General features: G+C 57.3%; 24 protein-coding genes and 1 riboswitch. Of the genes, 19 read left to right on the top strand and 5 right to left on the bottom strand.

Annotated features, from left to right (window positions below; translation table 11 throughout):
* Window positions 1–24: 24 nt before the first annotated feature.
* On the bottom strand, window positions 25–246 hold the full coding sequence (locus KJI95_RS11620) for a hypothetical protein (RefSeq protein ID WP_214507375.1): 222 nt from the start codon (window positions 244–246) through the stop codon (window positions 25–27).
* Between the two features lie 360 nt (window positions 247–606).
* On the opposite strand from KJI95_RS11620, the gene KJI95_RS11615 reads away from it, so the two are divergent.
* The 3 genes from KJI95_RS11615 (at window position 607) to KJI95_RS11605 (ending at window position 3932) form a co-directional block, all read left to right on the top strand.
* Window positions 607–1485 (top strand): PfkB family carbohydrate kinase, encoded by an 879-nt coding sequence (locus KJI95_RS11615; protein ID WP_214507374.1) that lies wholly within the window; start codon window positions 607–609, stop codon window positions 1483–1485.
* 173 nt (window positions 1486–1658) lie between these two features.
* The gene (locus KJI95_RS11610) at window positions 1659–3116 is read left to right on the top strand and encodes a sensor domain-containing diguanylate cyclase (RefSeq protein ID WP_214507373.1); all 1458 of its coding nucleotides are present in this window, start codon (window positions 1659–1661) and stop codon (window positions 3114–3116) included.
* A 102-nt stretch (window positions 3117–3218) separates the two neighbouring features.
* Window positions 3219–3932 (top strand): MOSC domain-containing protein, encoded by a 714-nt coding sequence (locus tag KJI95_RS11605; RefSeq protein WP_214507372.1) that lies wholly within the window; start codon window positions 3219–3221, stop codon window positions 3930–3932.
* Window positions 3933–4041: 109 nt separating this feature from the next.
* Here KJI95_RS11605 and KJI95_RS11600 read toward each other — a convergent pair whose 3' ends face one another.
* From KJI95_RS11600 to KJI95_RS11590, 3 genes are all read right to left on the bottom strand, one after another.
* Entirely contained in the window at window positions 4042–4551 is a 510-nt protein-coding gene (locus KJI95_RS11600) for a hypothetical protein (protein WP_250885789.1), read from the bottom strand.
* A gap of 9 nt (window positions 4552–4560) precedes the next feature.
* Window positions 4561–6474, bottom strand: coding sequence for a methyl-accepting chemotaxis protein (locus KJI95_RS11595; RefSeq protein WP_214507371.1), 1914 nt, complete (start codon window positions 6472–6474; stop codon window positions 4561–4563).
* Window positions 6475–6756: 282 nt separating this feature from the next.
* Window positions 6757–8409 carry an electron transfer flavoprotein-ubiquinone oxidoreductase gene (locus tag KJI95_RS11590; RefSeq protein WP_214507370.1) on the bottom strand — a complete coding sequence of 551 codons (1653 nt, stop codon included), beginning with the start codon at window positions 8407–8409 and terminating at the stop codon, window positions 6757–6759.
* 235 nt (window positions 8410–8644) lie between these two features.
* Window positions 8645–8779, top strand: a riboswitch (molybdenum cofactor riboswitch).
* Here KJI95_RS11590 and moaA point away from each other — a divergent pair.
* The 13 genes from moaA to KJI95_RS11525 all read left to right on the top strand — a co-directional run bounded on the left by moaA (window position 8766) and on the right by KJI95_RS11525 (window position 17826).
* Window positions 8766–9746, top strand: a complete 981-nt coding sequence (gene moaA / locus KJI95_RS11585; protein WP_214507369.1) for a GTP 3',8-cyclase MoaA — start codon at window positions 8766–8768, stop codon at window positions 9744–9746. It overlaps the preceding riboswitch by 14 nt.
* Window positions 9747–9823: 77 nt before the next feature.
* Window positions 9824–10351, top strand: coding sequence for a molybdenum cofactor biosynthesis protein B (gene moaB, locus KJI95_RS11580; RefSeq protein WP_214507368.1), 528 nt, complete (start codon window positions 9824–9826; stop codon window positions 10349–10351).
* A gap of 8 nt (window positions 10352–10359) precedes the next feature.
* The gene (moaC, locus tag KJI95_RS11575; protein WP_214507367.1) at window positions 10360–10833 is read left to right on the top strand and encodes a cyclic pyranopterin monophosphate synthase MoaC; all 474 of its coding nucleotides are present in this window, start codon (window positions 10360–10362) and stop codon (window positions 10831–10833) included.
* 33 nt (window positions 10834–10866) lie between these two features.
* On the top strand, window positions 10867–11118 hold the full coding sequence (gene moaD, locus KJI95_RS11570; RefSeq protein ID WP_214507366.1) for a molybdopterin synthase sulfur carrier subunit: 252 nt from the start codon (window positions 10867–10869) through the stop codon (window positions 11116–11118).
* 1 nt (window position 11119) lies between these two features.
* Complete coding sequence (gene moaE, locus KJI95_RS11565; protein WP_214507365.1) at window positions 11120–11578, top strand: molybdopterin synthase catalytic subunit MoaE; 459 nt, start codon at window positions 11120–11122, stop codon at window positions 11576–11578.
* A gap of 3 nt (window positions 11579–11581) precedes the next feature.
* Window positions 11582–12370, top strand: coding sequence for a molybdate ABC transporter substrate-binding protein (gene modA, locus KJI95_RS11560; protein ID WP_214507364.1), 789 nt, complete (start codon window positions 11582–11584; stop codon window positions 12368–12370).
* Window positions 12370–13047: a molybdate ABC transporter permease subunit gene (gene modB / locus KJI95_RS11555; RefSeq protein WP_214507363.1), complete on the top strand. Its 678-nt coding sequence runs from the start codon at window positions 12370–12372 to the stop codon at window positions 13045–13047. Before modA ends, modB begins: the two co-directional genes overlap by 1 nt.
* A complete protein-coding gene (locus tag KJI95_RS11550) occupies window positions 13031–14143 on the top strand; it encodes an ABC transporter ATP-binding protein (RefSeq protein WP_214507362.1) in 1113 nt (370 codons plus the stop codon). Before modB ends, KJI95_RS11550 begins: the two co-directional genes overlap by 17 nt.
* Window positions 14144–14214: 71 nt before the next feature.
* Window positions 14215–14577 (top strand): YgiW/YdeI family stress tolerance OB fold protein, encoded by a 363-nt coding sequence (locus KJI95_RS11545; RefSeq protein WP_214507361.1) that lies wholly within the window; start codon window positions 14215–14217, stop codon window positions 14575–14577.
* Window positions 14578–14617: 40 nt separating this feature from the next.
* Window positions 14618–15139 (top strand): PepSY domain-containing protein, encoded by a 522-nt coding sequence (locus tag KJI95_RS11540; protein ID WP_214507360.1) that lies wholly within the window; start codon window positions 14618–14620, stop codon window positions 15137–15139.
* A gap of 22 nt (window positions 15140–15161) precedes the next feature.
* Window positions 15162–15839, top strand: coding sequence for a response regulator transcription factor (locus KJI95_RS11535; RefSeq protein WP_214507359.1), 678 nt, complete (start codon window positions 15162–15164; stop codon window positions 15837–15839).
* A 49-nt stretch (window positions 15840–15888) separates the two neighbouring features.
* Window positions 15889–17148, top strand: a complete 1260-nt coding sequence (locus KJI95_RS11530) for a sensor histidine kinase (protein WP_214507633.1) — start codon at window positions 15889–15891, stop codon at window positions 17146–17148.
* A gap of 3 nt (window positions 17149–17151) precedes the next feature.
* Window positions 17152–17826: a TIGR01621 family pseudouridine synthase gene (locus tag KJI95_RS11525; RefSeq protein ID WP_214507358.1), complete on the top strand. Its 675-nt coding sequence runs from the start codon at window positions 17152–17154 to the stop codon at window positions 17824–17826.
* Here the strand turns inward: KJI95_RS11525 and KJI95_RS11520 are convergent, their stop codons facing one another.
* Window positions 17827–19014 (bottom strand): GGDEF domain-containing protein, encoded by a 1188-nt coding sequence (locus KJI95_RS11520; protein ID WP_214507357.1) that lies wholly within the window; start codon window positions 19012–19014, stop codon window positions 17827–17829.
* A gap of 131 nt (window positions 19015–19145) precedes the next feature.
* On the opposite strand from KJI95_RS11520, the gene KJI95_RS11515 reads away from it, so the two are divergent.
* The 3 genes from KJI95_RS11515 to KJI95_RS11505 all read left to right on the top strand — a co-directional run bounded on the left by KJI95_RS11515 (window position 19146) and on the right by KJI95_RS11505 (window position 22648).
* Window positions 19146–19313: a YqaE/Pmp3 family membrane protein gene (locus KJI95_RS11515; protein WP_214507356.1), complete on the top strand. Its 168-nt coding sequence runs from the start codon at window positions 19146–19148 to the stop codon at window positions 19311–19313.
* 126 nt (window positions 19314–19439) lie between these two features.
* On the top strand, window positions 19440–20351 hold the full coding sequence (locus KJI95_RS11510; RefSeq protein ID WP_214507355.1) for a LysR family transcriptional regulator: 912 nt from the start codon (window positions 19440–19442) through the stop codon (window positions 20349–20351).
* An 11-nt stretch (window positions 20352–20362) separates the two neighbouring features.
* Window positions 20363–22648, top strand: a complete 2286-nt coding sequence (locus KJI95_RS11505; RefSeq protein WP_214507354.1) for a penicillin acylase family protein — start codon at window positions 20363–20365, stop codon at window positions 22646–22648.
* Window positions 22649–22711: the final 63 nt, after the last annotated feature.

The raw sequence follows: 22711 nt of genomic DNA, 5'->3' as shown, positions 1-22711 counted from the left end.
TAGCCGGTTACTGAGGGCAGAGCGTCAATCGCCTTGCTGCGCCTTGATAAGTTTTTCAGCCTCGAGACGAATTTCGGCGACATAGGGGTCGTCGTAATCCAGCTCATCAAACTCAGCAAGGCAAGCAAGATACATCTCCAGCTTGCGCTCAGGGCTCACCGGGGTCAGTTGCAGAAAATCCATTTTCGCTTTTGCATCCATGTGCTGACTCGAATTGAGAATAGGCTGATAGTTTAGAGTAAACATTCACCCGCACTGATATCAGCCAAATGGGCTACAGGCGCAGCCTCCTCAGGCATTACCAAATATAATCAACAACTTAACATCAACCCACTTTAAACTGCTCCCCGCTTCGGGCCGATCTCCTACAGCAGATTTGGCAACGGCTCACAGCCCAGCGCAGCCACCTTGCATAAAAGTGCGTTATTTCACGCGTAGTTATCTCTGGTTTCGCCCACGGGTTAGCCATTAGTCAGGCATCATTCGGCCATCGAATCCGGGAAAAATTCAAAAATTGGCGCCGCCGCCCAGCCGTGGCAGCTGCCGCTTCACTTGCGGGCCGAGGCAGATTAACATCCGCTTTATCACGTACTCGGAACCCTGACCATGGCCAACATTCTTTTGGTTGCCAACCTCAATTGTGACCGCATCTTACTGCTCGATAAGCCTCTGGCCAGCGGCGGCCGCTTTCACTACCACGATGGTGGTCAGCGCCTTGGCGGTGGCGGCGCCAATACCGGGCTCGGTTTGGTGTGGGCTGGCCACAGGGTCGCCTTGGTAAGCCAGGTCGGCCGCGATGATATCGGCGACTGGCTACTCGCCGAAACCAGTACCGCCGGCATTGATTGCCATCTTATTCAGCGCCGCCCCGGCAATACCTGTGAGATGCTGCTGATGATGACGCCAAACGGCGATCGCACCATCATCCGTCCGCAGCGCCCTATCTTCGAACTACCGGCGCCGCCACGCTGGCATCGTTGGGATGCGCTGTACATCAACTCCTCGGCCGAAGGCGCCGTCAGTTGGGCTAAGACCGCATTGGAACAGTGCCTGGTTGTCGGGCAACTGGCCAAAGATGAGCGCCAGCGCCCCTGTCATATCCTCATTACTTCCGCATCGGATTTGGCCGGGCGCCCCGAAGGCGACCTGTGGCAGTACGGCCGCAGCATCGCCGGTGACAGCCTCAGGCACTTTATCGTGACCGACGGCGCCAAAGGTGCCAGAGCCTTCAGCGCCGATGGGATGATTCGGGTGGCGGCAAAGCCCGCCAGAGTAGTGGACACCACAGGCGCCGGTGATGTGTATGCCGCAGGCCTGATGCACGGGCTGCTCTGCGGTATGGCGCTGAAAGAAGCCATGGCTGAAGCGGCGGTGTGGGCCGCATTTGCCGTTGAGAGCGAAAGCTCGACGCCGGGCGAGCCGCTCAAAGTGTATTTGCACGAAAAAGAGAGCAACTGTCATACAACTGCAATCCAGGGCCGTTAGTCTGGCCACAGTGAGATGCTTGATAAGGGTTTGCCTTCCTGACTTTCCCCATTTGTCAGTTGTTTGCTCGTTATGTCGCCCCATTCCCCATGGGGCTTTTTTTTGCCCCAAACTGGCCGAATATTGCGCTGTGAATTAGGATTTTAAGACGTTAGCAGCACGAGGCATACACCATGGGACCCCGCCCCTGGAATGATAAAAAGCGCTTTATCTGGGTATTAAGCCTGCTGCTGATCACCGCCTTTCTCGCCACCAGCGGCATCAGCTACAAAGTCGCGCGGGACTCTCTCATCCAGCAGGTGGAAGAAAACACCCTGCCGCTGACCAGCGACAATATTTACTCCGAAATTCAGCAGGATTTGCTCACGCCTATCTTTATCTCCTCGCTGATGGCGCAGGACACCTTTGTCCGCGAATGGACCCTCAACCATGAGCAGGACCCGGACAAACTCATACGCTATCTGCGGGAAATTCAGGAAAGGTACGGCACTGTCACCAGCTTTTTCGTCTCAGAGCAGAGCCGCCAGTACTACCACTCCAGCGGCATACTCAAACAGATAAAAGATCAGGACCCGAGCGACAGCTGGTATTTCAGGGTGCGTTCGCTGCCGGAAAAGGAGCACTACGAAATCAATATCGACTCAGACACGGCGGATCGCAGCAAAACCACTGTGTTTGTTAACTACAAGGTGTTTGATTTCGAGGGGAATTTCATTGGCATCACCGGCGTCGGGCTGGCGGTGGAAAAAGTCAGAGCCCTGATTGAGCTGTACCAGAAACGCTACAACCGGGTGGTGTACTTTGCGGACCGCGAAGGCATCATCACCCTAAGCGGCAGCGGCTACTATGGCGGCGACAGTCTGCAGCACACTCCGGGCGTCGATAAGCTCGCCACCCGCCTGCTGACGACCCCGAGCGGCGCCTTTACCTACGAGCGGGAAGGCAAAACCGTTTACCTCAACAGCCGTCTGGTGCCTGAATTCAAATGGTATTTACTGGTCGAGCAGGAAGAAGATCAGGCAGAGCGCAACCTGCTTGGCACCTTCTGGATCAACATGGCCCTCAGCCTGACGGTGGTGATTGGCGTGCTTATCATCGCCAACCTGACCCTCGGCCGCTACCAGCGGCGGCTCGAACACATGGCCTCTATCGATAAACTCACCGGCGCCGCCAACCGGCAGGTTTTTGAAGAGGTGTTTGAAAAACAACTGCTGCAGGCCAAAGCGCAATCAACCCCCGTCAGCGTGCTGATGCTCGACATAGATCATTTCAAGCAAATCAACGACAGCCACGGGCACAGCATGGGGGATTTGGTGCTGAAAACCGTGGCCAACATGCTGGAGCGCGATTTGCCACCGGGCGAGCTCCTGTGTCGCTGGGGCGGCGAGGAGTTTTTGCTGATGACGCCGGTTGACATGATAAACGCCCATCAAAGGGCCGAGCAGCTGCGTGCGCGGATAGCCGATCACCGCATGCAGGTTAACGGCCACGATATCCATGTCACCGTCAGCATTGGCGTGGCGCAGTTTCAGTATCACGAATCGGCCGACCAGCTGATAAAACGCGCCGATACGGCGCTGTATCAGGCAAAAGAAGGCGGTCGCAACCGGGTGGCGTTAAGTCACCCCTGACAGGCGCAGCGCCCCGGTCGACTTTTGTCGCATTGGCGCCCCCTTGGCAGCGCGGGCCGCGCACTGTTACTCTGAAGCCCTGCCAACCTTTCGGGAACCACAGTGTCTCAGATTTTGATTGCCAAAGCCGCGTTATACCGTGGCGATGCCTTTTCCTCCCTCGGGCCGGTCGACAGCGGCATGGCGCACAAACGCAGCGCCGAGGTGCTGTATGTCAGCCAAAACGGAATCGAAGGCGACGGGCAGGTCGATAAGCGCCATCATGGCGGCCCAGACAGGGTAATACACCAGTTCCCCCGCGAGCATTACGGCGAGTACCGCCGGCGCGATATGCTGCGCCGCCAGGTCGATGCCCCGTCCATGGGTGAAAACCTAAGTTCCGTCGGCATACTGGAGCAGGATCTGCACATAGGCGATGTGGTGCAAATCGGCACTGCGGTGCTGCAGCTCAGCCAGCCGCGCTCGCCCTGTTTCAAGCTGGACTTGCGCTATGACTACCCGGGCTTTGCGCTGGCGATGCAGACACTGGGGATGAGCGGCTGGTTTTATCGGGTGCTGCAGGCCGGTGAAATCCGCTCAAACGACCCGATGCGTTTAAGCGAACGCTTATCAGACATCAGCGTAGCCGAGGCCATGGCGATTTATTTCAGCCCACGCTTTGATGAGGCGGCCTACGCCAGATTATTGAATTGTGAGGGCCTTGCCCAAAGCTGGCGCGGCAGTTTGGCGCGCAGGCTCGAGAGCGGCAAAATCGAAGACTGGCGGGCGCGCTTGATAGGCCCGACCGCCGCTGCACTCGCCGCCGCACTCGCCTGAGCACTCAGTCCGGGCAATCAGCGAAGCGCTCGTCCAAGTGTTCAACGGCTTATTTTTAAGCATAAAAAAACGCCCACTGAGGGCGTTTTTTATTGCTGACTCATACACCTTAGTCGGCGTAAGTGGTATCCCAATCGCCATAGTTGGCGTCACCGGCATACACAGTCAGCGGCAGCTCACCGAACACGCTGCGAATGCTTTCAGCCACTGTGTTGGCAACCTCTTCCACACTGCCCTGACCGGAGAAGAAGCTCACCGATACATGGTAGCGATTGTTAAAGTACGCAATCAGCAGATCCCAGCCGTTTTCCAGCTCCTGATTACCGAGCACCTCATCCAGCTGCTCAAATTTGGCTTCATCGGCTTCAAAACGAAACTCGATGCAGGTTTCTGCCCAAGGGCCAAGGGCCAGCTTTTTCAGGTGACGAGCCTTGTGGTGGGACTTGATTTGTGGTCTTTCCAACTCGGGAACGGCAATCACAGACATGGTGTTTCCTCGGATAGGGCGCAGTGGCATCGCGCCGATATTGAGCGCCGGCAGTTGCGGCAGACCCGCGCAGGTTACGCCAGTGCGCGCCTGCCCGCAAGGGGCGCAGCCCACAGTTTGGGCTGCGCACATTAACAACCATTACACCTTGAAGCGGGCCACCAGCTGATCGAGCCGTTTGGCCAGCGCATTCAAATCCTGACTGGCGCGGGCGGCGGCCTGCGCCGTATCGGCGGTGCGCTGGGTAATGTCGTTAATCTCGGTGACATTACGGTTGATGTCTTCCACCACGGTGGACTGCTCTTCGGTCGCTGCCGCCACCTGAATGTTCATGTCGCTGATAAGGCCAATCCGGTCGGAAATACCGCTTAAGGTATTGCTGGCTTCATCCACAGCCGTGACCCCTTCCTGGGAGCGCGAGCGGCTTTGGGACATGGCACTGACGGCGCGGGCCGATTCCGATTGCAGCTTGTCTATCATCACCTGCACTTCATCGGTGGAGGCCGCAGTGCGGGACGCAAGGCTTCGCACTTCATCCGCCACCACGGCAAAGCCTCGACCGGCTTCACCGGCGCGGGCCGCTTCAATGGCGGCGTTCAGCGCCAGCAAATTGGTTTGCTCTGAAATGGCGCGAATAACATCCAGAATGCTGCCGATGGATTTGGTGTGGGTCGCCAGCGACTCAATCACTTCGCCCACCTGCCCCACATCCCGTGACAACTGATTAATGGTGTCACGGGCCTGGGTCACCACCTTTTGCCCGGCGTCCGAGGCGCGGTCGGCATCCTTGGCCGCTTCGGCGGCGTTGGCGGCATTGCTGGCAATTTCATTGACCGTTGCGCCCATCTCGTTGATGGCGGTGACCACCTGCATGGTGCGATCTTTCTGATCCTGGCTGTCTTCCAGAGTCTGCTGGGCCTGACGGGACACATCGATTGCCGACTTGCCAAGGGCCTCAGAGGTGCGGGCCACTTCCAGTACTGAGTCCTGAATTTTGCTGATAAAGCTGTTGAAGCCGCCGGCAAGCTGGGCCAGCTCGTCTTCGCCCTCGACCGGCAGCCGCTGGCGCAAATCGCCTTCACCTTCGCCGATTTCACGGAACATGCGCGCCACGGCGGCAATGGGCTGGCTGACAGTACCGGCCACATAGCCGGCCAGCAGCACAAAGGCGAGCGCAATAATAAGGGTTGAGAGCAGGATTTTCAGCGCCGCGTCATCGAGCAGGGCGAACATCTCAGCCTCGGGTACTTCAGCCACCAGATACCAGTTCATCGATGGAATGTAGCTGCTGGCCACCAGCTTGGACTCGCCGCCCACGTCGGTACGCAGCAGGCTGAAGTCCGATTGATTGAGCAGCTTGCCACTATCACCGCCATAAAGAGATGACAGGGTCGCGCGGCCTATACTGGCCTTGTCCTGATGCAGTTGCACCTTGCCACTGGCATCCACCAAATACACAAAGCCGGTTTCTTCAATGGTGAAGGAGCCCAGCAGCCGCACCATGTCATCCAGCGACTTGGCAAGGCCTACCAGGCCACGGCCATTGGGCTGTTGGTAGTTGATAAAGAGTTTTACTTCGCCGTTGGCCTCGGTGAACACGTTCAGCATCCGCTCCTGGCCACTGTCGCGATAGCCAAAAAACCAGCCGTCCTGCTCGGGCGTGAGCACCCGCAAAAAGCCATCCTGGGTGTAATAGGCGGCACTTTCACGGTCGGCATAGGAGGCCTGCACCAGCGAATACTGGCGCGCGACATCTTTAAGCTGGGCGACGACACGACTTTCATCGTCGGCCGGACGCCCCTCCTCCAGCCACTTGAGCAACATGCGGCTTCCCGCCAGTTGCTCGGCGGCATTCATCAGGGTGACTATGTCTTTTTCGAGTTGATTGCGGACACTCAGCATCTGGCTTGGCATTTCTGAGCCCAGCATCCGCTGCTCCACCACATCGCGGGCACTTTGCTGGCTCAGCCACCCCACGGCGACGGTGGATAGGATCACCGCCAGTGCTACGGTCAGTAATATCTTTTGTTTAATGGTAAGCATGTTCAATTTCATGGTCTTACTCTTCAGGTTGTCGGAAATTCCGTTATCAGACACTCGATAGCAGTATTGACCCAAATAGCCGGTTTTGCCCGCGTTTTGGGGTAAAAAAATGCAATCGATTCAATAACGCATGCTGGCGCTCAGGCGACGCGCCATGGGGAGGGGACAGAAGATATGTACTTGTTTTTGTAGGCGGCGGATTATGGCGAACTTAGGGCTGCGAGGCAATTACAATCAGGAAACAAACGTAAAAAAGCCGGGACTGCGCCCGGCTGATGATGCGACCTTAATACCTTACATATTGGGGTAGTTAGGGCCGCCTGAGCCTTCGGGCGTCACCCAGGTGATATTCTGGCTCGGGTCTTTGATGTCGCAGGTTTTGCAGTGAATACAGTTTTGGCTGTTAATCACAAACTTCTGCTCACCGGCATCTTCGACCACTTCATACACCCCGGCCGGGCAATAACGCTGCGCCGGCTCATCGAATTTCACCAGATTCACCGCCAGCGGAATACGCGCATCTTTGAGGCGCAAATGGCAGGGCTGATCTTCTTCATGATAAGTGTTCGACAGATATACAGACGACAACTTATCGAAACTCAGCTTGCCATCGGGCTTGGGATAGTCGATTTTGCTGTGCTCGCTTGCCAGCCCCATCTGAGCATAGTCCGGCTTATCATCCCGCAGGGTAAAGGGCAGCTTGCCGCCAAACAGGTTCTGGTCGATAAAGTTGAACGCACCGCCAAGGAAGGTGCCGAACTTGTGCATCGCCGGACCAAAGTTGCGCGAGCGGTGCAGCTCATCACCGAGCCAGCTTTGCTCGAAACGGGTCTGGTAGCAGTCGAGATCCTTGCCGCCTTCCACGCCTTTGAACAGCGCTTCGGCCAGGGTTTCTGCCGCCAGCATGCCGCTCTTCATCGCGGTATGGGTGCCTTTAATCTTGGCGAAGTTAAGGGTACCGGCATCGCAGCCGAGCACCAGACCGCCGGGGAAGCTCATTTTGGGCAGCGAATTCAAACCGCCCTTGGTGATGGCGCGGGCACCGTAAGAAATGCGCTCGCCGCCCTCAAGGTATTGGGCAATCAGCGGATGGGTCTTGTAGCGCTGGAACTCATCAAAGGGGCTTAAGTGCGGGTTTTGGTAGTTAAGGTCAATAATCAAACCAACAACCACCTGATTGTCTTCCAGATGGTACAAAAAGCCGCCGCCGGAGGACTCAGATTCGGCCAGCGGCCAGCCGCCAGTGTGCAGCACCAGACCCGGAGAGTGCTTGTCGCCCGGCACTTTCCATAATTCTTTAAAGCCCAGGCCGTAGTGCTGGGCGGTTTTACCGTTATCGAGGTGGAACTTTTCAATCAGCTGCTTGCCAAGGTGACCACGGCAACCCTCGGCAAATACAGTGTACTTGGCGTGCAGCTCCATGCCGGGCATAAAGCTGTCTTTCGGCTCGCCATCGGCGCCAACGCCCATATCGCCAATCAAAATGCCTTTCACGCTGCCATCGTCATTCAGCAGCAGTTCGCTGGCGGCAAAACCGGGGAAAATCTCTGCGCCCAACTCTTCGGCGCGGCCACCAAGCCAGCGCACCAGATTGCCCACGCTGATAATGTAGTTACCATCGTTGTGCATGGTTTTGGGGATGAGGCCATTGGGCATCAACTTGGCATCTGTGGCCGATTTGAGAAGATGGATTTCATCACGGGTAACGGCGGTATTCAGCGGCGCTCCGGCATCGCGCCAATCGGGGAACAGCTCATCGAGCACCTTGGGCTCAAACACGGCGCCCGACAAAATGTGCGCGCCTACTTCAGAACCCTTCTCGACCACACACACGGTCAGCTCTTTGCCGGCATCGCGGCTGATTTGCATCAAACGGCACGCCGTGGCCAGGCCAGCAGGGCCGGCACCCACGATAACAACATCGAACTCCATGAATTCGCGTTCCATCTTTCACCTCATTCCTAAGCTTGTTCCCCCGATGTAAACGGGTGTTTTATATTCTGTGACTCGTCCACCTTACCCCAAATCCCGCACAAGTCACAGGGGGTCAGCGGCATAGCGGCGCTGTTTGGCATGCAATTTTCGGGTGAGCAGCGTCACAAATTGTTAACGGCGACTTGATCCAGACCAAGAAATACACGTTTAGAGGTATGGTCCGGTCAGGCTTTGTGCCTATAATCCAGCAACGACGGTTCTCCGAGCTCCTGCACCTAAGTCAAACAGATATGGTGCCTGAGCCGTGGCGCGGTGCCACCGGGGTGGGTTCAGAAATGACCTCACCTCCCGATACTTGGAAAGGTGAAATGTCTCAACTTCAAGACAATTTTGGTCGCAAATTTCATTATTTGCGGATGTCGGTTACCGACGTTTGCAACTTCAAATGCAGCTATTGCCTGCCGGATGGCTATCATCCCGACGGTAAGCCGAGCTTTTTGACCCTGAGCGAGATGGAAAATCTCATCGGTGCCTTTGCCGAAGCCGGCACCCGCAAGGTGCGCATTACCGGCGGCGAACCCACGCTGCGTAAAGACTTTACCGACATCATCCGGGTCATTGCAGGCAATCCAGCCATCAGCACCATTGCCACCACCACCAACGGCTACCGGCTCGAAAAGCACGCCAAAGAATGGTTCGATGCGGGACTTAGGCGCATCAATGTGTCGGTGGATAGCCTCGACCCACGGATGTTTTATCAAATCACCGGCGAGAATAAGTTCGACACCGTGATGCGCGGTATCGACGCGGCGCTGGAAGCCGGGTTTGAGCGGGTAAAAATCAATGCCGTGCTGCTCAAGGGCCTGAACGATAAAGACCTGCCGCGCTTTTTGCACTGGATAAAAAACACTCCCATCGATTTACGCTTTATCGAGCTGATGGAAACCGGCCTTGGCCGCGACTATTTCCAGGCCCATCACCTGCCCGGCAGTGACATTCGCGACCGGCTCATGGCCGAAGGCTGGCAGCTGGATGCGCGCAGCGCCGAAGATGGCCCGGCGCAAAACTTCAGCCACAGCGACTATCAGGGCCGCATCGGGCTTATCATGCCCTATGAAAAGAATTTCTGTGCCAGCTGCAACCGGCTGCGGGTCTCTGCCAAGGGCAAGCTGCATCTGTGCCTCTTTACCGAGCAGGGATTGGATTTACGTGATTTGCTGCAAAGCCCCGACCAGCGCCCAGAGCTGCTCTCGCGCCTCGAAGGTCAGCTGAATCTTAAAAAAGAAACCCACTACCTGCATCAGGGCATCACCGGCGTTACTCAGCATCTGGCCTCCATCGGCGGTTAACGCCGCCGCTGTTTTTCGCCCGCTGAGGCCTGTTGCCTTAAGGCCGCAGCGCCGTTCACTGCATCGAAGGAGACACCATGGGACACTGCCGCGAAAGCGAGTTTAAACCCCTTAAAATTGCCGTACTGACCCTGTCAGACACCCGCGATGAAACCACCGACACCTCAGGTGCTTTTTTAGTGGATGCCATCACTGCCGCCGGCCATGTTCTGGCTGACAGACGCATCATCAAAGACGATAAATATCAAATCCGTGCGGTGATTTCCGCCTGGATTGCCGACCCCGAAGTGCAGGTGATAATCAGCACCGGCGGCACAGGTTTCTCTGGCCGCGACAACACCCCGGATGCGGTCGCGCCCCTGTTCGACAAGCCCATCGAAGGCTTTGGCGAGCTGTTCCGCCACTTAAGCTATGTGGAGCTTGGCACCTCCACAGTGCAGTCCCGCGCCATCGGCGGCGTTGCCAACGGCACCGCCATCTTCTGCCTGCCGGGCTCCACCGGCGCCTGTCGCACCGGCTGGAACGGCATCATCAAAGAGCAGCTCGATGCCCGTCATCGCCCCTGTAACTTTGTCGCCCACTTAAAAGCCCCTTCCCAGGAGTAAGCCAGTTCATGAGCTCTTTTACCCATATCAATGACGCGGGCAACGCCCACATGGTGGATGTGACCGACAAGTCGGTGACCGAGCGCGAGGCCCGCGCCGAGGCCTATATCGAGATGGCGCCCGAGACCCTGGCGATGATTATCGAAGGCAAGCATCACAAAGGTGACGTATTTGCCACCGCCCGCATCGCAGGCATTATGGCTGCCAAGAAAACCTCTGATTTAATTCCGCTTTGTCACCCACTGGCGCTGACCAAGGTAGAAGTGGAGCTGGAACCTGAGGTGGAACACAGCCGGGTGCGGATCACCAGTCTGTGTAAACTCTCGGGCAAAACCGGGGTCGAAATGGAAGCCCTCACCGCCGCTTCAGTGGCCGCGCTGACCATTTACGATATGTGCAAAGCGGTGCAGAAAGACATGGTGATTGGCCAGGTGCGCCTTTTGGAAAAGCGTGGCGGCAAGTCCGGTCACTTCAAGGTTTAGTATTAGCTGTATAGCAGTTAAAGGCATAAGTTTATGATTAACGTACTTTTCTTTGCGCAGGTGCGCGAACTTCTGGGTGAATCGTCCTTAAGCATTGAAGCTGGCAGCAATACAGCCACCGCCGATGCCCTGCGCCAAACCCTGGCCGCGCGCAGCGACAAATGGGGCAAGGTGCTCGCCTCCGACAAGCTGCTGGTCGCGGTAAACCAGACCCTGTGCCACTGGGATACCGAAATCAACGACGGCGACGAAGTGGCCTTCTTCCCGCCCGTGACCGGAGGCTGATATGCAAACGAGCCGCATTCTGGTGCAAACCGCCGACTTCAACGTGCCCGAAGAGTATCAGCGTATTGCTGCCGATCATCAGGACGGCGCTGTGGTCACCTTCGTTGGCAAGGTGCGCGACTTCAACGAAGGCAATCAAATCAGTGACCTGACACTGGAGCATTACCCCGGCATGACCGAAAAGGTGCTCGAACAAATCGCCGCTGAGGCCCGCAGCCGCTGGCCGCTCAACCACCTGACCATCATCCACAGGGTCGGCACCATGCACCTTGGCGAGCAAATCGTGTTTATCGGCGTCAGCAGTGCCCACCGCAAGGCTGCCTTCGCTGCCTGCGAGTTTCTGATTGATTTCTTGAAAACCAAGGCGCCCTTCTGGAAGCTTGAGAGCAGCGACAAGGGCCAGGGCTGGGTCGAGGCGCGCGATGCCGACGAGCAGGCCGCCAAAGCCTGGGAGCAGTAATCCATGTTGCCACGCCTGCTGTTATTGCTGACCAGCCTGCTCCTGCCGCTGTCTGCCATTGCCGAAACGGTCACAGTGGCGGCGGCATCCAATATCAAGTTCGCCATGGAAGACATAGCCCGCGAATTTGAGGCGCAAAGCGGCCATCGGCTCAAGCTGAGCTTTGGCTCGTCCGGCAACTTTGTGGCACAAATCAAGCACGGCGCCCCCTTCGAGCTGTTTCTGTCGGCGGATGAGAAATACGTGAAGCTGCTGCACCAGAGCGGTGTCACGGCAAACCATGGTGATATCTACGTTTATGGCCGGCTGGCACTGGTCGCGGCCAAGGGCTCGCCGCTGAGCCTTGATGCCGAACTCACAGGTCTCAAGGCGCTTATCGACTCAGGAGAGCTGCGCCGCTTTGCGCTGGCCAACCCCGAGCTCGCCCCCTACGGCGAGCGTGGCCGCGAGCTGCTGCAGGCCGCAAACCTGTGGGATGGCATCAAAGACAAGCTGGTGCTGGGCGAAAACGTATCTCAGGCAGCGCAGTTTGCCCTGTCTGGCTCGGCTCAGGGCGGTATAGTCGCACTGTCGCTGGCAAAGGCGCCGCAGTTTGCCGCCAAGGCCAACTACGTTGCTATTCCCGAGGACCGGCATCAGCCGCTTGGTCAGCGCATGGTGCTGCTGCCCAAGGCATCCGCTGCCGCCCACGAACTGTATACCTTCCTTCAGGGCGACAAGGCCCGCGCTATCTTTGCTGACTATGGCTTCTCACTGCCTGCTCGGCATGCCAAGCCGGAGGCCAGCCACTGATGGATTGGCAGGCGCTGTGGCTATCCGGCAAGCTCGCGCTGGTGACAGTGCTGATTTTGCTGCCGTTATCAATCCTCGCGGCAAGGCTGCTCGCCTATCGCCAGTTTCGCGGCAAAAGCCTGATTGAGGCGCTTATCATGGTGCCGCTGGTGCTGCCGCCCACAGTCGTGGGTTACTACCTGCTGGTGAGTTTTGGCAGCCAAAGTGTGCTCGGCGTTTGGCTTAGAGATACCTTCGGCATCGAGCTGGTGTTTCACTTCTCCGGTCTGGTGCTGGCCTCGGTGCTGGTGAATATTCCCTTTGCAATTCAGCCCATTCAGCGTGCCTTTGAAGCCATTCCCATGGATGTGCGCGACGCCGCCGCCTGCTGCGGCATGAGCCGCTTTAAAATTCTGACCCGCATCGAACTGCCGATGATCTGGCCCGGGCTGGTGACCGCGCTGGTGCTGACCTTCTCCCATGTGCTCGGTGAATTTGGCGTGGTGCTGATGATGGGCGGCAATATCAGCGGCGAAACCAAGACCATCTCTATTGCTATCTACGACAGCGTGCAGGCGTTTGATTTTGACTCGGCCGGTGCTATGTCGCTCATTTTGCTACTGTTTGCCATCAGCGCGCTGGCGCTGACCACCAGTTTGTCGCGCCGCATGGGAGGCAGCCATGGCCAAAGCCACTGACCTTCATGTGCGCATTCATCAAACCAAAGGCATTCGCATCGAGGCGGCGTTTTCCTGCCGCGCCGGTGAGTTTTTAGCGGTAGTCGGCCCCTCCGGTGGCGGCAAAACGACGCTGCTTAGGATGATAGCCGGCCTTGCCAAACCCGAGTCCGGTGAAATCCGCTGCGGCAACGATGTGTGGTTTGATGATAAAAAGCATCTCAATGTCTCGCCCCAGGCGCGCCATATCGGCTTTGTGCCGCAGCACTTTGGCCTGTTTCCCAAACTCTCGGCCCTTGGCAATATCATTGCCGCGCTGGACCACCTGCCCAAGGCCGAGCGGATGCCGCGGGCGCTGGCGATGCTTGAAAAAGTAAACCTGCATGGCCTTACCGACAGGCTGCCGAGTGAGCTTTCAGGCGGCCAAAAGCAGCGGGTGGCGCTGGCGCGGGCCCTGGCCCGCGAGCCAAGGGCACTGCTGCTGGACGAACCCTTTTCGGCGGTAGACAGGGAAACCCGCGAGCGGCTGTATCTCGAGCTGGCGCGGCTTAAATCCGAGCTCAATATTCCGGTCATCATGGTGACCCACGACCTTAACGAGGCGCTGCTGCTCGCCGACAGCATGCTGCTTATCAGTCAGGGACAAATGCTGCAGCACGGCGCGCCGCAGCAGGTATTTGCCCGGCCGCGCACCGAGGCGGTGGCCCGCCAGATGGGGCTTCGCAATATTTTCGATGCCCATGTGGTAGCACAGGATGAGCAAAAGGGCGTGACCTGGCTTAAATTCGGCGAAAAGCTGATTGCCTCCGACAGCCTGCCCGAGGTCGCCATTGGCCAGCGGGTGCGCTGGGTTATTCCCAATCAGGGCATACGTTTTAACTCCATCGCCAGCGGCCGCCTGTGCCGCAGCTTCAACATCCTCAATATCCGCATCGATAACCTGCTGACCCTCGGCGAATCGGTGCGGCTCGAGGCCACAGTGCTTGGCGGCAAAGAGCGGCTCAATGCCGAGATCCCACTGCATCTGGCGCGCAAGCTGGCGCTTTGTCCCGGCATGGAAACCGAGGTTGCACTCAAGTCCGAAGAGCTGCACCTGCTTGAGATGATCAAAGCTTAATCTTGGCGCCACCCTGAATTCAGACCCGCTTGGCTAGACTGGATCCATTATTGATTTACAAGGATTCTCCCATGCGTATTCTGACGCCCCTGGTGCTTATTCTCGGCCTTATCACCGTTGCCAGCACCGCCCTGACCCAAGCCGCCTACACAGGCCCCCAATCGGTCATAGTCAATACCGCCAAGGCCGCCAACACGGCCGATGATGACACCCAGGTCGTGCTCACCGGCAACCTCGCCAAAAGCCTGGGTGACGAACACTACCTGTTTGCCGACGCCAGCGGCGAAGTCAAAGTGGAAATAGACAACAGCCTGTTTCGCAATCTTGAGATAACCGACGCCAGTCTGGTTGAACTTAAAGGCGAAGTAGACAAGGAATGGCACGGCCGCGAAGTCGAAATTGACAGCATCCGTGTGGTGACTTCCAAGGGATAGTCTTTTAGCATATCGGCACTGGCTTTTTTCGGAGGCATCAATGAGATACTGGTTGCTGGGAGCAATGATGGTGGCAGGTGCGGCATCGGCCAACACCAGTTTGTTCAATTTGCTCAGCACAGGCGAGCGGGTCGAGCCCCTTGCCATGATGGAAAAGGTTGAATCTGAACACCAAGGCTTTATTTCCGCGTTCGAACTCGACGTACAGGAAGGCGAGCTGATGTATGAATTTGACGTGATAGATCCGGATGAAAACACCCTCTCCGAGCTGACCATTCGCGCCGCCGACGGTGCTTTGGTGGTGCAGCGCAACAGCAAACTGGAGGCGGATGATCACGACGAGCTTGAAGCGGTAAAATTGCTCGAGCGCAATGAAATGCGTTTTTCAGAGCTTGCCCGCCTTGCGACCGATAAGCATCAGGGTAAGCTGTTGCAGGCCCAGCTTGAGCACGATCTGGGCATCAGCTATCTGGAATTCAAACTGATAGACGAGACCGGCAAGCGCAAGCATGCGTTCGACATCCAAAAACTCAAGCCGCTGCCGATGTTGCAGTGGCAGTAACACCCGCGGTTAAGGAGCAACCATGAAGGTCCTCTTGGTCGAAGACGACGCCACCACTTCTGATTACATAGTCAAAGGCTTTTCCGAGCAGGGTCACAATATTGAGTCCGCCGCCGATGGTCATCAGGGACTGCTGCTGGCCACCAGCAACCAGTACGATCTGATTATTCTCGACCGCATGCTGCCGGGCCTGGATGGTCTGGCTTTGCTGGCGGCGCTGCGCGCCAACGCCAATCAAACTCCTGTGCTTATCCTGTCGGCCCTGTCCCATGTGGATGAACGGGTTAAGGGGCTTCGCAGCGGCGGCGACGACTACATGACCAAGCCTTTTGCCTTCTCGGAGCTGCTGGTGCGCGCCGAAATTCTGGTGTCACGCGGCCAGGCGGCGCCGGTGCAAACCCACCTGCAGGCCGGACCGCTGCAAATGGAGCTGCTGACCCGCAACGTCACCCTCGACGGCCAGGAGCTGATGCTGCAGCCAAAAGAATTTCAACTGCTCAAATACCTGATGGAACACCCCAATCAGGTCATCAGCCGCACCTTGCTGTTTGAAGCTGTGTGGGACTACCACTTCGACCCGCGCACCAACGTGATTGACGTGCATATCGCCAAACTCAGACGCAAGTTTGAAGAGCTGGGCCACGGCGAGCTTATCGAAACCGTGCGGGGGGCTGGTTATCGTCTTCGTCAAAGGCATTAAGCCTCATCAAAGCTCGATTTGGGGCATTACCCTTATCTTTACCGCGCTGGTGACCCTGATCACCGGCGCGCTGCTGTTTACCCTGTACCGCCAGCTGGTGAATGAACAGCAGCATCAGATAGACCAGCATCTGGAAACCGAAAAACAGCGTTACATCCAACTGGCGCAAACCGTTGACCGGCGAAGCTTTGCCGCACAGATACGCGCCGCCGACCCCAAAAGCGTGCTGGTTGCCTGGCGTAACAGCTTCGATATCGTCGGCTCCCTGAGCCTGATGCCGGAAGACATACCACTTCTGCCAGAAACCGTTGAATTCCCGATCCTTTCCGGTGGACCAGACAAGCTGCACATACTCACGGGTGGCCTGGTTATCACCCGCTACGGCCCTGTGCTTATCGCCACCCGAACCGATCAGCTAGCGACCCTGATTAAAAAATTCCTGCGTGCCGCCGTCACCGCCATGACCCTCACCATAGTGCTGACCATGGCGCTGGGCTATTTGTTTTCCAAGGCGATTTTACGGCGACTGGTGCAATACAACCGCCTTGCCCAGCGGATTGAACGCGGCCATTACGACACCCGATTGCCCATCAGCTGGCGTCAGGATGAGTTCGACATGCTGGCCAAGCAGTTCAACCGGGTGCTCGATACCCTCGAAGACAACCTGCAGGCGGTGCGCGGCGTCACCGACAACATAGCCCACGACCTGCGCACACCGCTGTCGCATCTGCGCATTGGCCTTGAGCAGCTCAAAGACAAACCCAGCGAAGAGCAGGCCGAAAAGGCCGAGCAACTGATTGAAGAACTGGATTTTTGCCTTGCAACATTCGACGCCATGCTGTCGCTGACCCGCATTGAAGAAGGCCAGCAGCAACTGGATTTGCAGGATGTGGAACTGTCGCAGCTTTGCACCGATCTTAAAGAAATGGCCGAACTCATGGCCGAAGAGCGTGGCCAGACCCTGAACCTGACGCTTGGCCAGCCGTGCGTGCTGCAGGGCGACAAGTATTTGCTGTTTCAGGCCCTGTTCAATCTGGTGGATAACGCCATCAAGTATGCCGGCGACGGCGCGGCGATTCACATCCGCCAGAATGGCCGCGAAGTGGTGATAAGCGATAATGGCCCCGGCATTCCTGCCGAAAGCCGTGAGCGGGTATTCGAGCGCCTGGTGCGGCTCGACCCCAGCCGCCATCATCAGGGCACCGGGCTTGGTCTGTCGATGGTAAAGGCGATACTATCGCGCCATCAGGCCAAAATCAGCCTCGAAGACAACCAGCCGGGCCTGCGGGTCATAATCGGATTTCAATAAGTTATGTTTAAGCTCATCCATGATGATGCCAACTTTATCGTGATAGATAAGGCGCCGGGCGTGCATTTTCACAGTCAGGATGGCAGCGCCGGTGTGGTGGCGAGCGCCGAGGCCGCGCTGGGGCTTAAGCTTTATGCGGTGCACCGGCTCGACACCCTGACATCAGGGCTGATTATTCTTGCCAAGTCCAGTGCGGCCGCCGCCGACTTTACCGAGCTTTTTTCCAACCACAGGGTGCAGAAGTATTATCTGGCGCTAGCCAAGGGCAAGCCTAAGAAAAAACAAGGGAAAATCGCCGGTGACATGGCCAAATCCCGCCGCAGCCAATACAAACTTTTGCGCACCATGGACAACCCGGCCGTGACCCAGTTTTTTTCCGCCTCGGTGGATGAGGGCCTGCGCGCTTATTTACTCAAGCCGCTCAGTGGCAAAACCCATCAGCTGCGGGTCGCGCTGGCAAGCCTGGGCACCCCCATTCTCGGCGATGAACTCTATGGCGGAGAATTATCCGATCGCGGTTATCTGCATGCCTGGCAACTGCAGTTTGAGTTTCGCGGCCAATCCTACCAGTTTGGCTCAGCGCCTGAATTTGGCAGCCTGTTTCAACTGCCGGCATTGACCATGCTGCTTAACGGCGAGTGGTTATCGCCCGCCACCCTTGACTGGCCCAAGCCATAATTAACCTGACGGCGGCAGCGGCGCGACGCCTGCTTCCACCACCCTATTACGCCCCTGCGCCTTGGCCTGATACATGGCCTGATCGGCGGCGCACAGCAGCTGCGAAATATTCAAACCCGGGCTGATTGCGGCAAAACCAAAGCTGGCACTGAGCGGAATATCCTGATCATCCCAGCGCAGTGCCCTCGATGCCAAACACAGACGCAGCTTTTCTGCGACCTGATGCGCCTGCTTGATACTGACCCCCGGCAAAATCACCAAAAACTCTTCGCCGCCAAATCGACACAGGATGTCGCTCTCCCGGAGCGTCGACTTCATCAGCAGCGCAGCCTGGCGCAGCGCCGCATCACCCGCCTGATGACCGAAGTTATCGTTGATTTGCTTAAAGTGATCCAAATCCAGCAGCACCACAGCAAAGCCCTCCCCACCGCGCTGCCACTTATGGTGTAACTGCATCAGGGAATGCTCAGCACTGCGTCGGTTCCAAAGCCCGGTCAGCACATCCTTATCGGCAAGCAGACGGATCTTTTGAATAAGACGCGACAGCGCATTGCCGATAGCCAACACATTGATGGAAATGGTCAGCACCAAATAGAACCACAGCATGGGAACCGCCTCGGCGGTCTGAATCGAAATAAATCTGTCTTCCGGGTTCTCGAGCACCAAAATCACCACTAAACGGGCGAAGAACGACAACGACGCCACAATCAAAGGCGCCACCAGCAAAAGGGATAACCGTGGCCCTGCACTTGGCAGCAGGCCCTGATAGGTGGTGTGCGCCAGACGGGCAAACAAAATCGACGCCGCAATCGAGAACACAGCGCCCAGGTAAGCCTGGGATTTAATTTCCGGCGGCACAACCAGCATGGTAGCCGCCGCGCCAAGCCAGATAAGCAAATCGGGGCGGAAGTTAAGCGGCAAGCGAAACAAAAACACAGTGCCAAGCCGCAGCAGCACCATGCCCGACAGCAGCACTATGTCGGCACCAAACCAGGCGATATAGCTCGCACTGCCATCACGTAGGCTGTTAAGCACCAGCCCAAGCATCAGCAGTGCGTTGGCGGCCGAATAACGCCAGCAGGCCTGGGGGGCAATCGTCATCGGGCCGGCAAGCATAGCCCAGGCCAACGAGCTTATGCCCGTGAACAGAATGATCACCTCAATCAGCAGCTTTGCCTGAATATCCATAAAATAGGTTCAACTTTTGCCTGAGCGCCAAAGCGCATTCAGTAACCCGATTGTCAGATTTTAGTCATTGGACTTGCCATTTGCCCGCAGGCTTGCGAAGTTAGTTCCAAAATCGTCCTCAAGGAGAAGTCATGGATACCAATAAGTTACTGCTGGTGATTATCGCCATTCTGCTACCGCCGGTCGGCGTATTTTTAAAAGAAGGCGCAGGCAAACAGCTGCTGATCAACATCATTCTGTGCCTGTTTTTCTTGCTTCCGGGCGTGTTGCACGCCATTTGGGTCATCACCAAAGACTAACCGCCCATCCAAGGCTCTGAGTTTCCAGAGCCTTTATAAATGAATTTTTATTATTTATTGCGATAGACATTCCAATCACTGGATAGCAAAATCAATTTTACGCCATCCAAAATTTCATCTATCGCCATGTTTGCACATCTGCCATCCTTAAACGGGCTGAGGGTGTTTGAGGCCGCGGCCCGTCACCTCAGCTTCAAACTCGCAGCCAAAGAGCTTGAGCTCACCCCCACTGCGGTTTCTCATCAAATACGCAATCTCGAAACCCAGCTCAATTTGTCGCTGTTTATTCGCCACACCCGCGCGGTAGAACTGACCCTTGCCGGGCAAACCCTGTTTGACAGCTGCCAGCGGGTGCTGCGCCAGCTCGACCAAACCCTGGGCCAACTCGGTGTCGGCAACCAAAGCCTCAGCATCTGCGCCGCGCCGGGATTCGCCGCCTTGTGGCTCGCCCAGCGGCTGCCCTATTTTCAGCGCCGTTTTCCCGAGATTGAAGTGTCGGTCAGCCAGTCCGACACACCGGCTGCCAAAGAGGCCGATATCATCATAAGCCGCGCGGCAGGCAGAGAAAGCTCAGGCAGTGAAAGCCCGGGCAGTGACAGCCAAAGCGCGGGCGCGATTCTGCTTGGTGAAACCCTGGGGGTTTTTGCCAGCCCCGCTTATCTGCAACGCAAACATAGTCAACAAACCCTGATGCATGTACGCCGCCACGGTCCAGCCACGGCTCAGATTGGCATTCAGGCCTGCTGGGATGAATGGCAGCAACTGCATGGCAAGTTTCGTGAGCCCCAGCTGATTGAATTTGATAGAGAAGATCAGCTGCTGCAGGCCTGCCTCGCCGGTCAGGGGCTGGCTCTTACCAGTTCGCTGCTGGTATCGGCACAGGTTGAACAGGGCTGGCTCAAGCCTTGTCTGCCGGAAAAAGTGCTGCCGGGCGCCGGGTATTCGGTCACTGTGGCCGAGGGCGCAAGGGATCAGCAGCGGGTTAAACATTTCATCGACTGGCTTAAGGAACAAGCCGGCTCCCATCTGCTCGGCTGACAGGCGCTATCATGCTCAAAAAATCCTTAACCCTCGTTAAATGGCTGCTGTTACTGCTGGCAGTGGCGGGTATCGCGCTGTATCTGGTGCTCAGTGCCAGCCTGCCAAACCTTGACGGTAAACTTGAAACCAAGGGCATTGGCGCGCCGGTGTCGCTGGAGCGCGACAGTCTTGGTGCGGCGGTCATTTTTGCCGACAGCCGTGAAGATGCCGCCTTTGGCCTTGGGTTTGCCCACGGTCAGGACCGCTTTTTCCAAATGGATCTGCTTCGGCGTAACGCCGCCGGCGAACTTGCCGAACTTTTTGGCGACGGCGCCCTGAAGCTCGATGAGCGCAACCGCTTTCATCAGTTCCGAGCCCGCGCCAAAGCAATTCTTGCGACCCTGCCAGAGCGCGACCGCGCTGTGCTTGATGCCTATGCCCGTGGGGTAAACAGCGCACTGGATAGGCAAAACGTGCGCGGTTTTGAGTATTTACTGACCCGCAGCGCCCCCTTGCCGTGGCAGAGTGAAGACAGCCTGCTCGCCATTTTCTCCATGTACCTTGATTTGCAAAACGCCACCTTCCGCCGTGAACTGGTACTCGAAGCCATCAAGCAGCAGTTTGGCAGCGAGATGCTCGCCTTTGTCAGCCAAAACGACCCGCTGCAGGCCGCGCTGGATGCAAGCCTGCTGCCTACACCAACCCTGCAGGCGCCAGCGTTTGCGCCGATGGCCGTCGCAGCAAACGCCATTGGCGATGAGCCGATTAAAGGCAGCAACAATTGGGCGGTCAGCGGGGAGTTAACCCAAAGTGGCCACGCCATGCTGTCGGACGACATGCATCTTGGGCTTGCCGTGCCCATCATCTGGTATCGGGCACAGCTCAATTACCCGCACGCGGGCAAGCCCCAGCGCATTACCGGCGTCAGCCTGCCGGGCGCGCCTGTGATTGTAGTTGGCAGCAACGGCCACATCGCCTGGGGCTTTACCAACGGTTACACCGACACGGCCGATTGGGTAAAGCTTGAGAAAGACGAAGCGGTGCAAACCCAGACTGAGCGCCTTGAAAGCAGCGGCGAAGGCAAAGACATGCCGCTTAAGCTGTCGCGCTTTGGCCCGGTTAAATCCCTGGGTAATCAGGATTATGCGCTGTCGTGGGTCGCCCACAGCCCGTATGCGGTCAATCTGTCGCTGATGGCGCTGGAAACGGCAAAGAGCGTGGATGAAGGATTGCAACTCACGCAAAGCGCAGGTATCCCCGCGCAAAATATGCTGATTGTGGATGCAAGCGGCAATGCCGCTTGGCGCCTTACCGGCGCCCTGCCGTCCCGCAGCAACCCAAGTGAGACCGCCATCAGCGCCGATAACTGGCACAGTGGCGGATGGCGCTCGCCCATGACCGATGTTCCTCTGGTGAAAAACCCATCCAACCACAGGCTTTGGAGCGCCAACAGCCGGGTACTGTCGGCATCCGACAACCCGCGTTTTGGCAATGGCGGCTACGCCATCGGCAGCCGCGCGGTGCAAATACGGGATAACCTGCTCGCCAAAGACAATTTCACCGAACAGGACTTTCTCGCCATGCAGCTGGATAACCGCGCGCTGTTTATGAGCCGCTGGCAAACGCTGCTGCTTGGCAGCCTGAAGCAGGCACCGGACGAATTTGCCGACGACATTAAAGCGCTGGAGAACTGGGGCGCCTGTGCCTGCGCCGATTCTGTGGGTTATTCACTGGTGCACAGTTTCCGTGAGGCGCTGCTCGATACACTGTTTGCGCCGCTGCAAACCGAACTTGCCAAGCAGGACCTGAGCCTGTCGACCATTAAGGGCCCACTCGAAGTTGCCGCCTGGCAATTGCTTGAACAACAGCCAGCGGCCTGGCTGCCGGCCGGCAATGCCGACTGGCAGGCGCTGCTGGTAAATGTGTACCTAGGCAGCCGCACCAAGCTACTGGCCGAGCACGGTAAGGGCGACGACATCAGCACTCTGAACTGGGGTAAGGTTAACGCCCTTAAGGTGCAGCACCCTTTCAGTAAGCAAATGCCTTTCCTGTCGCCGCTGCTCGATATGCCTGTGGTTGCAGGATTTGGCGGCAAGCACGAGCCTGCGGTGCAAACCGCCGCCTTCGGTGCATCGCAGCGCTTTGTGGTGCAGCCCGGCCGCGAGCAGGACGGCATTCTGATGCTGCCGGGCGGCCAGTCGGAGCATCCGCTGTCGCCTTTCTATCGCCTCGGCTTTGATGATTACGCCAACCACACGCCCACGCCGCTGCTGCCCGGTAAGGCCGTGCATAAATTGGAGCTTATGCCTCAATAGCGGCAGGCCTAAACCGCAGCCAATAAAAAAGCGCCGCATCGCGGCGCTTTTTTAACACTATCA

This window comes from Shewanella jiangmenensis, assembly GCF_018596335.1.
Lineage (GTDB): Bacteria > Pseudomonadota > Gammaproteobacteria > Enterobacterales > Shewanellaceae > Shewanella > Shewanella jiangmenensis.
The sequence above is the reverse complement of the archived record's forward strand: the minus strand, read 5'-3'. Positions and strand labels throughout refer to the sequence as shown.